We start from the raw sequence: 13,220 nt of genomic DNA, 5'->3' as shown, positions 1-13,220 counted from the left end.
TCATCAAACTCTTCAGGCGCATATCACTGCGGGTTGGCACGGGTGCTGGAAAGCAACGATTTCAGGTTGGCAGCCTTAGGCTTGACCAGCCAGAAACGGCGCAAGTAGTCATCGAGGTTTTCGGCGAGTTCACGACCCCACTCGCTGTCGGTTTCCGTGACGTACTCGTTCAGCACGTTTTGCAGGTGGCTGCGATAGGCTTCCATAGCCTCGCCGCTGATCCGCTGGATTTCCACCAGTTCGTGGTTTACCCGGTCAACGAAGGTGTTGTCCTGGTCGAGCACGTAGGCGAAACCGCCGGTCATGCCAGAGCCGAAGTTGTAACCGGTCTTACCCAGGACGCAGACGAAACCACCGGTCATGTACTCGCAGCAGTGATCGCCAGTGCCTTCCACGACGGTATGGGCACCGGAGTTACGCACGGCGAAACGCTCGCCTGCGGTGCCGGCGGCGAACAGCTTGCCACCGGTAGCGCCGTACAGGCAGGTGTTGCCGATGATGGCACTGTCCTGGGTCTTGTAGATGCTGCCTTTCGGCGGAACGATGACCAGCTTGCCGCCAGTCATGCCCTTGCCGACGTAGTCGTTGGCATCGCCTTCCAGGTACATGTTCAGGCCGCCGGCGTTCCACACACCGAAGCTCTGCCCGGCAGTGCCCTTGAAGCGGAAGGTGATTGGCGCGCTGGCCATCCCTTGGTTGCCGTGCTTGCGGGCGATATCACCGGAGATCCGCGCGCCGATGGAACGGTCGCAGTTGCAGATATCCAGGGCGAATTCGGCGCCGCTCTTGTCGTTGATCGCCGAGGTGGCCATGTCGACCATTTTCTCGGCCAGCAGGCCTTTGTCGAACGGCGGGTTGCGTTCCACGCCGCAGAACTGTGGCTTGTCCGCCGGCACGTGATCGCTGCCCAGCAACGGGGTCAGGTCCAGGTGATGTTGCTTGGCGGTCTGGCCTTCGAGGACTTCCAGCAGATCGGTACGGCCGATCAGCTCTTCGAGGGAACGAACGCCCAGCTTGGCCAGCCACTCACGGGTTTCTTCGGCGACGTAGGTGAAGAAGTTCACCACCATGTCGACGGTGCCGATGTAGTGATCCTTGCGCAGCTTCTCGTTCTGAGTCGCGACGCCGGTGGCGCAGTTGTTCAGGTGGCAGATGCGCAGGTATTTGCAGCCCAGGGCGATCATTGGCGCGGTGCCGAAGCCGAAGCTTTCAGCGCCGAGGATGGCTGCCTTGATCACGTCGAGGCCGGTTTTCAAGCCGCCGTCGGTCTGTACCCGGACTTTGCCGCGCAGGTCGTTACCGCGCAGGGTCTGGTGGGTTTCGGCCAGGCCGAGTTCCCACGGCGCGCCCGCGTATTTGATCGAGGTCAGCGGCGATGCGCCGGTGCCGCCGTCGTAGCCGGAGATGGTGATCAAGTCCGCATAGGCCTTGGCCACACCGGCGGCGATGGTGCCGACGCCTGCTTCTGCTACCAGCTTCACCGAGACCAGCGCCTTCGGGTTGACTTGTTTGAGGTCGAAAATCAGCTGCGACAAGTCTTCGATCGAGTAGATGTCGTGGTGCGGCGGTGGTGAAATCAGGGTCACGCCCGGCACTGCGTAACGCAGCTTGGCGATCAGACCGTTGACCTTGCCGCCTGGCAGTTGACCGCCCTCGCCCGGCTTGGCGCCCTGGGCGACCTTGATCTGCAGCACTTCAGCGTTGACCAGATATTCCGGAGTCACACCGAAACGGCCAGTCGCGACTTGTTTGATTTTCGAGCTCTTGATGGTGCCGTAACGCGCCGGGTCTTCGCCGCCTTCGCCGGAGTTGGAACGCGCACCGAGGCGGTTCATGGCTTCGGCCAGGGCTTCGTGAGCTTCCGGCGACAGGGCGCCCAGGGAGATACCGGCGGAGTCGAAGCGCTTGAGCACCGACTCCAGCGGTTCGATCTCGCTGATGTCCAATGGAGTGTCGAGGGTTTTGACTTTCAGCAGGTCGCGGATCATCGACACCGGGCGGTTGTCCACCAGCGACGTGTATTCCTTGAACTTGCTGTAGTCGCCCTGCTGCACAGCGGCTTGCAGGGTGTTGACCACGTCCGGGTTGTAGGCGTGATATTCGCCGCCGTGGACGAATTTCAGCAGGCCGCCTTGCTGGATCGGCTTGCGTGGGCTCCAGGCTTCGGTGGCCAGGGCTTTCTGCTCGGCTTCGATGTCGACGAAACGCGCGCCCTTGATACGGCTTGGCACACCACGGAAGCTCAGATTGCAGACTTCCTCGGACAGGCCGATCGCTTCGAACAGTTGTGCTCCGCGATAGGAGGTGATGGTCGAGATGCCCATCTTCGACAGGATCTTGAGCAAGCCTTTGGTGATGCCTTTGCGATAGTTCTTGAACACCTCGTAGAGGTCGCCCAGTACTTCACCGGTCCGGATCAGGTCGCCCAGCACTTCGTAGGCCAGGAACGGATAAACGGCAGAGGCGCCGAAACCGATCAACACGGCGAAGTGATGCGGATCGCGAGCGGTCGCGGTTTCCACCAGGATGTTGGAGTCGCAACGCAGGCCTTTTTCGGTCAGGCGGTGGTGCACCGCACCGGTAGCCAAGGATGCGTGGATCGGCAACTTGCCCGGGGCAATGTGACGGTCACTCAGCACGACCTGGGTACGACCGGCGCGCACGGCTTCTTCAGCCTGATCAGCAACGTTGCGGATTGCCGCTTCGAGGCCGACGCTTTCGTCGTAGTTCAGATCGATGATCGCGCGCTCGAAGCCCGGACGATCGAGGTTCATCAGCGAGCGCCACTTGGCCGGGGAAATGACCGGCGAGCTGAGGATCACGCGCGAAGCGTGTTCCGGCGACTCCTGGAAGATGTTGCGCTCGGCACCGAGGCAGATCTCCAGCGACATGACGATGGCTTCACGCAGCGGGTCGATCGGCGGGTTGGTAACCTGCGCGAATTGCTGGCGGAAATAGTCGTACGGCGTGCGCACGCGCTGGGACAGCACGGCCATCGGCGTATCGTCGCCCATCGAGCCCACGGCTTCGTAGCCCTGCTCGCCGAGTGGACGCAGCACCTGGTCGCGCTCTTCGAACGTGACCTGGTACATCTTCATGTATTGCTTGAGCTGATCGACGTCGTAGAACGCCGAACCGTGGTCGTTGTCTTCCATGGTTGCCTGGATGCGCAGGGCATTCTTGCGCAGCCATTGCTTGTACGGATGACGAGACTTCAAGCGGTTGTCGATCGCATCGGTGTCGAGGATCTGACCGGTTTCGGTGTCCACGGCAAAGATCTGGCCCGGGCCGACACGCCCCTTGGCAATCACGTCTTCAGGCTGGTAGTTCCAGACACCGATTTCCGAGGCCAGGGTAATGAAGCCGTTCTTGGTGGTGACCCAACGCGCCGGACGCAGGCCGTTACGGTCGAGCAGGCACACCGCGTAGCGACCGTCGGTCATTACCACGCCGGCCGGGCCGTCCCACGGTTCCATGTGCATCGAGTTGTATTCGTAGAACGCACGCAGATCCGGGTCCATGGTTTCGACGTTCTGCCACGCAGGCGGAATGATCATCCGCACGCCACGGAACAGGTCGATTCCACCGGTGACCATCAGCTCGAGCATGTTGTCCATGCTCGAAGAGTCGGAACCTACGCGGTTGACCAGCGGGCCGAGCTCTTCCAGGTCCATCAGATCGTTGGTGAACTTGGTGCGACGGGCCACGGCCCAGTTGCGGTTACCGGTGATGGTGTTGATCTCGCCGTTGTGCGCAAGGAAGCGGAACGGTTGAGCCAGCGGCCATTTCGGCAGGGTGTTGGTGGAGAAGCGCTGGTGGAACACGCAAATCGAAGTTTGCAGGCGCTCATCGCTCAGGTCTGGATAGAAGGCGGTCAAATCCGCCGGCATCATCAGGCCTTTGTAAATGATGGTCTTGTGCGAAAAGCTGCAGACGTAGTGGTCGCTATCGGCGGCGTTGGCCACGGACGAGCGACGACGGGAAGTGAACAGCTTGACGGCCATGTCCTGATCGCTCAGGCCTTCACCGCCGATGAACACCTGCTCGATCTGCGGCAGGCGCTCAAGGGCCAGGCGGCCGAGGACGCTGGTGTCGATCGGCACTTTGCGCCAACCGACGAGCTGCAGGCCGGCGGCCAGGATCTCGCGGTTCATGTTCTCGCGAGCAGCCTGGGCTTTGACCGGGTCCTGGTTGAAGAAGACCATGCCCACGGCATATTGCTTGGGCAGTTCGACGCCGAAGGTTTCCTGGGCGATCGCTCGCAGGAACACGTCCGGCTTTTGAATCAGCAGACCGCAACCGTCACCGGTCTTGCCGTCGGCATTAATCCCACCGCGGTGGGTCATGCAGGTCAGGGCCTCGATGGCCGTTTGCAAAAGGGTATGACTGGGCTCGCCCTGCATATGGGCTATCAGGCCGAAACCGCAGTTATCCTTGAATTCATCTGGTTGGTACAGACCTGCTTTCATAGACACTTTCTCACCAGGCTGCCTCTTTTCGAGGCAAATTTCTTTTCAATTCAACCACTTACCATCCGCGCCGAACGTACGCCAGCTTTGCGGGGGCAAAAGGGAGGTCATTGTACACACCGACACTTGGCCTCACAAATTTGGCGACGAAATGTCGCAAATTCATGTCGCATTTGTGAAAGGTTTAAAGCGATCCGCTGTGCTAGTCAAAACTTTTTTAATTTTGACCGCTACGACTCAAAGACTACTGTGACGCAGACACCACAAGGCACGCAGCCTGAATGGTTGCGCGCACTTGTAGAAATTTTGAGGTGCTTGGAGAGGCGGCCTGGGTAAGGCCGCCGAATCTTCAGCGAGTTGTTGCCAGTTCCTGTTGGACGCTGGCGACAGTGCGAGGCCAAGGTTTACCAGCCTGAACCTTCGCTGGCAAGGCCTTGATGGCGGAAACGGCCGCATCACGATTGGCAAAACTGCCATAGGTGATCACGTAGAGCGGCTTGCCATTGAGGACTTTCTTGAAATAACGGTACTCGCCGCCCTGCTCCTTGACGAAGCTCTGGGCGGCCGATTCGGAGCTGGTACCGAGGATCTGCACCACGTAATTGCCCGGAGCCTGACCGGCGTACCAGGTGCCACCCGCAGCCTTGGCCGCAGGAGCCGGTTTCTCGGCAGGCTTGGCAGCTGCTGCGGCGACGGCTGGCTTGGCCGGGGCTGGAGCTGGCTTGGCGGCAGGAACCGGCGCCGGTTTGGCGGTAGCCACCTGAACAGGTGCAGGCGTCGGCTTGGCAGCCGGTGTTGGCGCCGGGCCAGCCGGCACGCCCGAAGGCGGCGCAGTGGTGGTTACAGTCGGCGGTGTTTCGCTGGAGCCTTCGAGCGGCACGCCGTCGTCGCCCTCGGTGATGCCACCGGCCGCTTCGGCCAATGGACCGCGCATGACCGGTTGCGAGTTGCCGACCAATGGCAATGGCATTGGCTGGGTGTTGCCGGCGAATTCAACGGCGGGAGCACCACCATTGGCCTGCGATTGCCCCTCCCCCAACGGCAGTTGCGCTTGCTCGTTGGCCGGAGCCCCCGTGGTCGGTGCCTTGTTGCGACCTGGAATCAACCAGGCGGCAGCTACCGCGACCACGACGACGGCGGAAATCGCCAATACGTGTTTCTTCGGCATATTGAACCCCATTCTTGGACGCTTGACCGCTGAGCGGCTGGCAATCATGGCTTCGATCATTGCATCACGGGCGACCTGATTGATGTTGCCAGGCCAGCCTTCGGAGCTTTCGTGAATATCAGAGATCTGATCCGCGGTAAAAAGTTCGATACCCCGGCCGGCGCCTTCAAGCCGCTGGTCCAGGTATTCGCGTGTTTCTTCTTCGCTGTAAGGTTGCAATTCGATGACGTGGAAGCGCTCTTCCTCAAGGTGCAAAGCATCAAGCTGAGCGATCAGCGATGATTCACCGAACAGGAATACGTGCGGGCGACCTTCCGGTGCACCGGCAGCCAGGGCCATCAAAGCCTCAAGCGCGGACTCGTCGAGTTGCTCAGCATCGTCCACCAGCAGATAGACTTCCTGCCCGGTGAGGGCGAGTTGCACCACTTGGGCCAGAATCGCGCCCACATCGGCCTGAGCGACGTCCAGCGCCTGGGCCACCTGACGCAGTACACCCGCCGCATCGCCGGCACCCCGGGCGGATACCACCACGCTTTGCACCGACTGTTTGTTGGTGCTGGCCACCAGAGCCTGACGCAACAAGGTCTTGCCGCTACCTTGGGGGCCGGTGACCACCAGCAGCAGCTGGCTATAGCGCGCGAGGTGATGTAACTGTCCCAACACCGGCTTGCGCTGGGCCGGGAAAAATTTGAAGCCAGGCACCCGTGGAGCAAAAGGGTCATGACTCAACTGGTAATGGCCGAGGAAAGCCTCGTCGGCATGCAAACTAGTCATTGTGTTCTTATTAACCTTTCAGCTGAGCCAGAGCGCGGTAATCCGCCCCCAGCGTGGCCTGTAGAACCTCTTTCGGATAATCGTCGGTCACCACCGCTTCGCCCATGTGGCGCAGCAGCACCAGGCGCAAACGACCGTCGATCACTTTTTTATCTATTGCCATGTGTTCGAGAAAATCGGCTTCAGTCATCTCTTCTGGCGGAACGACCGGCAGGCCGGCTCGCTGGAACAGGCGAATACCGCGATCGCGCTCCTGTTCGGAGATCCAGCCGAGGCGCGCGGACATTTCCAGCGCCATTACAGTGCCGGTAGCCACCGCTTCCCCATGGAGCCACACACCATACCCCATGTGGGTTTCAATCGCGTGGCCGAAGGTATGCCCCAGGTTCAACGTGGCACGAACACCGGTCTCTTTCTCGTCGGCGCCGACCACGGCAGCCTTGGCCGCACAGGAACGCTCGATGGCGTAGGTCAGCGCCTGTTGATCCAGATTGCGCAGCCGATCGACGTTTTCTTCAAGCCAGGTCAGGAACGGCTCATCACAGATCAGCCCATACTTGATGACTTCGGCTAGCCCGGCGGACAGTTCGCGGGCCGGAAGGGTATTGAGGCTGGCGGTATCGATCAGCACCACGTTCGGCTGATAGAAGGCGCCGACCATGTTCTTGCCCAGCGGATGGTTGATCCCGGTCTTGCCGCCCACCGAAGAGTCGACCTGCGACAGCAGGGTGGTCGGCACCTGGATGAAATCGACACCGCGCTGATAGCAGGCGGCCGCAAAACCGGCCATATCGCCGATCACACCGCCACCCAGGGCGATCACCGTGGTGCGGCGGTCATGCCGGGCGGTCAACAGACCGTCGAAAATCAGTTGCAGGGTTTCCCAGGTCTTGAAGGCCTCGCCGTCGGGCAACACCACGGAAATCACCGAGAACTGCGCCAGGCTGCGAGTCAGACGCTCGAGATAGAGCGGCGCGACAGTCTCGTTGGAGATGATGGCTACTTGCCGTCCGCGAATGTGCGGGGCCAGCAGCTCAGGCTGATCCAACAAACCTTCGCCAATATGAATCGGGTAGCTGCGCTCGCCTAGATCGACCTTGAGTGTCTGCATGTGTCCCCACAGTGAAGATGAATCAGGCGTCCTGCCTTGAGTTAACGAATATCCACGGCCTCTGCTGGTCTGACGCCGTTCCGGAGCCTTGCGCCACAGTCTTGAGCGACCATGGCAGGACGCCGAGGATAGCGCATTTCGTCCGGCGCTTTAACGGGGCGGCAGATGCTGCAAGCGTTCAAGGATGTCGAGCACGACCATTCGCGGCGGTCGCTCATCGGTTTCGACCACCAGGTCGGCAATTTCCCGATAGAGCGGATCGCGGATCGCCAACAGATCCCGAAGGGTCTTGGCCGGGTCGGCGGTACGTAACAGGGGCCGGTTGCGATCGCGAGAGGTGCGACCGACCTGCTGCTCAACAGACGCGTGCAGATAAACCACTCGCCCACCGGCATGCAGCGCCCGGCGATTGGCTTCGCGCATCACCGCGCCACCGCCCGTCGCCAGCACCACGCCATCGTAATCGCACAGCTCGGCAATCATTGCCTGCTCGCGGTCCCGAAAGCCCGGTTCGCCTTCTTTATCGAAGATCCATGGGATATTGGCGCCCGTGCGCAATTCAATTTCCTTATCGGAATCTTTGAACGGCAGGCGCAGCTCTTTGGCCAGCAACCGGCCGATGGTGCTTTTGCCAGCGCCCATCGGTCCAACAAGAATCAAATTTCGCACAGAATCAATGACTCACAGCAATCGCCTGATTATTCATGATACGCGGAGTGAGGAATACCAACAGCTCGGATTTTTTCTCCGAAACCACATCACGCCGGAAAAGGCGGCCAAGATACGGCACATCGCCAAGAAATGGCACCTTATCTACGACCTTGCTTTGAGTATTTGAGAAAACGCCGCCAATTACGATGGTCTCGCCATCCGTGACCAGCACCTTGGCGTTCACTTCGTTTTTCTTGATCGGCGGTACATCCTGCACCTTGTTCAGGTAGTCCGGCTCGTCCTTGGTGACTTTGACCTCCATGATGATCCGATTGTCAGGAGTGATCTGCGGGGTCACTTCCAGAGACAGCGATGCCTCCTTGAACGACACCGAGGTAGCGCCACTGGAACTGGCTTCCTGATAGGGAATTTCGGTGCCCTTGAGGATTTTGGCGGTCTCCTTGTCGGACGTGACCACCTTGGGCTGTGAGACGATTTCCCCGTTGCCGGTCTTCTCCATGGCCGACAACTCCAGATCCAGCAAGACATTGTCGGTGATGAAGGCAATGCCGATTCCCGATGTATTGTTTACAACCCCCATATCGACGAACGGTGAATTGGTGCTGGTGCTGCCTGGTGTTCCGAGGATCGATGAGGCATCGTCGCCGCCATTTTTTATTCCCGACGCGTTCCAGTTACCCCTGTTGCGGATCGAGCCACCCCAGCGCACGCCCAGGCTTTTGTCGTAGTCGACATTAGCCTCGACGATCCGCGCCTCGATCATGACCTGGCGCACCGGAATATCCAGTTGTGCCACGATCTGGCGCAACTCCTCGAGCCGATCCTGGGTCTGGTAGGCAATGATATTGTTGGTCCGCTCATCAACGGTGATCGAACCCCGCTCATCGGCTTTCACTTCGGCGCTGGTCACCGACTGGAACAGCTTGGCGATATCGGCTGCCTTGGCGTAATTGACCTGCAACAACTCGCGGCGCAGCGGCGCGAGATCTTCGATCTGCCTCTGCGATTCCAGTTCTTGCCGCTCGCGGGCGGCGATTTCATCGGCTGGTGCAACCAGCAGGACATTACCGACCTGGCGTTTATCCAGACCTTTGGTTTTCAGTACCAGATCCAGCGCCTGATCCCAGGGCACATTGTGCAAGCGCAAGGTTATACCGCCCTGGACGGTATCGCTGGCCACCAGATTCAGGTTGGTGAAATCTGCGATCAGTTGCAGTACTGAACGCACATCGATGTCCTGGAAGTTCAGCGAGAGCTTTTCCCCGCTGTAGGCATTGCGGTCGGCATTACGCTTGCGCAGGTCGTCGGCGGTCTTCGGACGGACGCTAACCGTGAGTTTGTTATCGGTCTGATAGGTCGAGTACTCGAACGGTCCACCAGGCTCAATACTGATGGTGGCCCGATCGCCGGTCGCGCTGGCGCTGACGAACTGCACCGGTGTAGCGAAGTCTTTCACGTCCAGGCGTACGCGCAATCGCTCGGGCAATCCAGTCCTGGCGAAGCTGAGGATGATCTTGCCCCCGCGCTCCTGGACCTCCGGCACGATCGACGGATCCGACAGGTCGATGAGCACATTGCCCTCACCTTGGGGGCCACGCTGGAAATCAACACCACCAATAGCCTTGCCTGCCGACAGACTGGCCCGGGGCGGGGCCGGCGTTACAGTGGCCACCTGCCCTGCCTGCGCCCCCTGCGCAGCCGGTCCGACCACCACGAAGAGATCGTTGCCCTCTACCCGCGCGCTGTACGCTGCGCGCCGGGTCAGATTGATGATCAGCCGCGTGCGGTCGGCAGCCTCCACCACCGTAGCGCTGCGGGCATTGCCGTTACCCAGGTCGCGGGTCTTGCTGGTCAGCCGGTTGACGACACCGGGCAAGTCCAGGGCAATACGTGCCGGCGAGTCTGTGGTGTAACCCCGAGGCGTGGGAGGCGGCTGGTCGAACGACAATTTCAGCTCGACGCGATCTCCCGGCAGTGCGGCGACGTCCAGCGCCGTGAGGCTGGATGCGCAGACCATCGGCGACAACAACGCTATCCATAGCGAACGGCCGATGGCGGTGAAAATCCTGTTCATTTTTCGAGTTCCACTATGAGTGCTGTTTCAAAGGGAGAATCCGGGGGCGTTCCAGCCAGGCACCTTCACCGTCGGGGATAATTTCCACCACATCGACTTGCGAGCCGCTGATCGCGACTATTCGCCCGTCATTACGCCCCAGGTAATCGCCGACTTTCAGCCGATGCACGCCACCAGCCCCGCGCAACAGCGCAAAAGATCCGGTTGCATTGGAGATTGTGCCGACCATTTCAAACTGCTCGATATTGAAACCTTCGAGGTATTGCTTGTCCCGATAGGGGTCGGGACTGACGGCGCGCGAGCCGTGGTTACCAGCTGCCGAATCGAGTCTGACCTGCTGCGAAAACGGACTGCGCAGATTCGCCGCGCTGTAGGTGAATGTCGGGTAAGACCGGAATGTCGGCGTTGGTTCAATTTTGCCGGGGGCTCGCTGGCGCATTTCGCTCATGTACGCGTCAACGTCACTGAAGTCATTACCGGCGTCACAAGCGGCGAGCACAGCCGACAACACCGCGACCGATAAACAACGTGCAGGGCTCATTGATGCAGCCCCTGGTCGTTGTAGCGGTAAGTCCTGGCCAGGATATTCATGCGCAACTTCGGACCAGCATCCGGATTGACCGGCACCAGGTCGAAGTCATGCAGGGTCACGATCCGCGGCAAACCACTCACGCCACTGATGAACCTGGCCAGGTCGTGATAGGCGCCGGTGACGGTGATCTGGATTGGCAGTTCGATGTAGAACGGCTGGGAAATCTCCGGCAGCAGTTTGATCTCTTCAAACTCCAGGCCGCTGCCCAGACCGGTACGCGTGATGTCCTCCAGCAGGCCAGGCACTTCAGTGTCACTGGGTAGTTGCCCCAGCAGCACATTGAAAGAACTCTGCATTTCTTTCAGTTGCTGCGTGTAGAGCTCCATACTCGCTGCCACTTGGGTTTTGGCGGCGAATCGCTCCATTAGCAGGAACTCCTCCTCATGCTTGAGATTGAGTTGGCTCTCAAGTTCACGGGTAGAAAAATTGTAGCCCGCCGCTACCACCACAATCATGGCCAGGACGGCCACCAGGAACTTGATGACTGGTGGCCAGGAACCCATGTTGCTGGTATCCAGGTCGTTGATGTCGATCCTGCGCAGTCCTTCGACCCATTCGGACGGACTCATTGCCCGTCCTCCGCTGCCGCAGGCTGAGTCTGGCGAACGCTCAGTTGAAAAACGTTAGCCTGCCCCATCTGACCGGCGGTGGTCGTTTTGACTTCGGTAAGGCTCGGCGCGCCGAACCAGTCCGAAGCCTCCAGATTGCGCATCAGGTCCGACACACGATTGTTCGATTGCGCCACGCCAGTGATGGACAGGTTGCGGCCAGTCATTTCCACTTCAGTGAAATACACGCCATCGGGCAAGGTGCGCGCCAACTGGTCGAATATCCGCCCGCTGATCTGTCGGTTAACTTGCAGGTCCTGGATGATGCGCATGCGCTCGAGCAGTTGCTGGCGGCGATCCCTGAGGTCATCGACCTGTTTGATGCGTTCCTCGACCACGGTAATCTGCCCACCGATGTAATCATTGCGCGCGACTTGTCGGTCAATGTCGGCGCTGACGACCTGGTTAGCGATCAAAACCGCCCCTGCCGAACCCACCAGCACGGCCAGAAGAATCAGCAGAAACTGTTTACGCCGGACTTCCCGCTGCTCGTCGCGCCAGGGTAAAAGATTGATCCGCGCCATTCAGTCGAAACTCCGCATGGCCAGCCCGCAGGCAATCAGAAGTGCCGGCATGTCACTCACCATTGCCGCCTTGCTGACCTTGCCGGACAGGGACATGCCCAGAAACGGGTTTGCCACCTGCGTCGCAGTGCCCAATCGCTGTTCTATCAATTGATCCAGCCCCGGGACCGACGCCGTCCCACCCGCCAACAGAATGTGGTCGACCGAGTTGTACTGACCGCAAGCGAAGAACTGCTGCAGCGAACGCGACACTTGCTGTACCAGCAGCTCACAGAACGGCTGCAACACCTCGCTGACGTAATCGTTCGGCAACCCGCCATTCTTCTTTGCCAGCCCCGCCTGCTCCATTGTCAGGCCATAACGGCGCTGGATGTCTTCCGTCAGCTGGCGGCCACCGAACAACTGCTCGCGTGTGTAGATAGTCCGCCCGCCGCGCAACACGCTCAGGGTGGTCATCGTCGCTCCAATGTCCATCACCGCTACCGTCACGAGCTCCCGGGCAGCCTCCAGCCGGCGGGAAAGCAACTCATATGAACGCTCCAGCGCATAAGCTTCCACGTCGACCACACGGGCGGTCAGACCGGCAAGCGCCAGCGCGGCTTCACGGACTTCGACGTTTTCCTTGCGGCAGGCGGCGAGCAGTACGTCGACGCGCCCGGGATTACGGGCCGAGAGCCCCTGGACCTCAAAGTCGATCGCCACTTCATCCAGCGGATAGGGAATGTACTGATCTGCCTCGACCTTCAGTTGGCGGTCCATCTCGTCGTCACCAAGGCCGGCATCCATCTCGATGGTTTTGGTGATGACCGCCGAGCCCGCCACCGCCACTGCCGCCTTCTTGAGGCTGGTTCTGGCCTTGAGCAGCGCACGCGTAAGGGCCTGCGCCACCGCATCGACCTCAACAATGTTTTTCTCGATCACGGCACCGACAGGCAGTGACTCCACCGCGTAGGCTTCGACCCGGTAATGCCCCCCCTGGCGGCTGAGCTCCAGAAGCTTGACCGAGGTGGAGCTGATGTCGATTCCCAAAAGCGTATTGGTCTTTTTGTTGAAGAGTCCTGGCACTACAAATTCCCTATGACTTTCCGTGAGTTACGGACTGTGCAATATCCATTGCGTTCAAACCGCCCGTCTTGACACCAGTGCAAATGACGCTCTCGACGGAAAAATGCTTATAATGCCCAGCGTTTTTTTCCGCTTTTTGCTCGAGCGCGGGACGTTCTCCTTG

Annotated in this window: 9 protein-coding genes; all 9 read right to left on the bottom strand. The window is 59.9% G+C overall.

Annotated elements, in window-relative coordinates:
* Positions 1–23: 23 nt before the first annotated feature.
* Positions 24–4,469, bottom strand: coding sequence for a glutamate synthase large subunit (gene gltB, locus KW839_RS10280; RefSeq protein WP_218424242.1), 4,446 nt, complete (start codon positions 4,467–4,469; stop codon positions 24–26).
* A 349-nt stretch (positions 4,470–4,818) separates the two neighbouring features.
* Entirely contained in the window at positions 4,819–6,411 is a 1,593-nt protein-coding gene (locus KW839_RS10275) for an AAA family ATPase (protein ID WP_218424241.1), read from the bottom strand.
* A 10-nt stretch (positions 6,412–6,421) separates the two neighbouring features.
* Entirely contained in the window at positions 6,422–7,522 is a 1,101-nt protein-coding gene (gene aroB / locus KW839_RS10270) for a 3-dehydroquinate synthase (RefSeq protein WP_060542626.1), read from the bottom strand.
* Between the two features lie 150 nt (positions 7,523–7,672).
* Positions 7,673–8,191 (bottom strand): shikimate kinase AroK, encoded by a 519-nt coding sequence (gene aroK / locus KW839_RS10265; protein ID WP_060542625.1) that lies wholly within the window; start codon positions 8,189–8,191, stop codon positions 7,673–7,675.
* 4 nt (positions 8,192–8,195) lie between these two features.
* Entirely contained in the window at positions 8,196–10,268 is a 2,073-nt protein-coding gene (gene pilQ / locus KW839_RS10260) for a type IV pilus secretin PilQ (protein WP_218424240.1), read from the bottom strand.
* A 13-nt stretch (positions 10,269–10,281) separates the two neighbouring features.
* On the bottom strand, positions 10,282–10,809 hold the full coding sequence (locus KW839_RS10255) for a pilus assembly protein PilP (protein ID WP_060542623.1): 528 nt from the start codon (positions 10,807–10,809) through the stop codon (positions 10,282–10,284).
* Positions 10,806–11,429, bottom strand: coding sequence for a type 4a pilus biogenesis protein PilO (locus KW839_RS10250; RefSeq protein ID WP_218424239.1), 624 nt, complete (start codon positions 11,427–11,429; stop codon positions 10,806–10,808). Before KW839_RS10250 ends, KW839_RS10255 begins: the two co-directional genes overlap by 4 nt.
* On the bottom strand, positions 11,426–11,992 hold the full coding sequence (locus tag KW839_RS10245; RefSeq protein ID WP_218424238.1) for a PilN domain-containing protein: 567 nt from the start codon (positions 11,990–11,992) through the stop codon (positions 11,426–11,428). The genes KW839_RS10250 and KW839_RS10245 overlap by 4 nt, the downstream gene beginning before the upstream one ends.
* A complete protein-coding gene (locus KW839_RS10240; RefSeq protein ID WP_218424237.1) occupies positions 11,993–13,057 on the bottom strand; it encodes a pilus assembly protein PilM in 1,065 nt (354 codons plus the stop codon).
* Between the last annotated feature and the right edge of the window lie 163 nt (positions 13,058–13,220).

The sequence above is a fragment of the Pseudomonas sp. PDM31 genome (assembly GCF_019218965.1).
Lineage (GTDB): Bacteria > Pseudomonadota > Gammaproteobacteria > Pseudomonadales > Pseudomonadaceae > Aquipseudomonas.
This window is presented reverse-complemented; position numbering and strand designations above follow the sequence as displayed.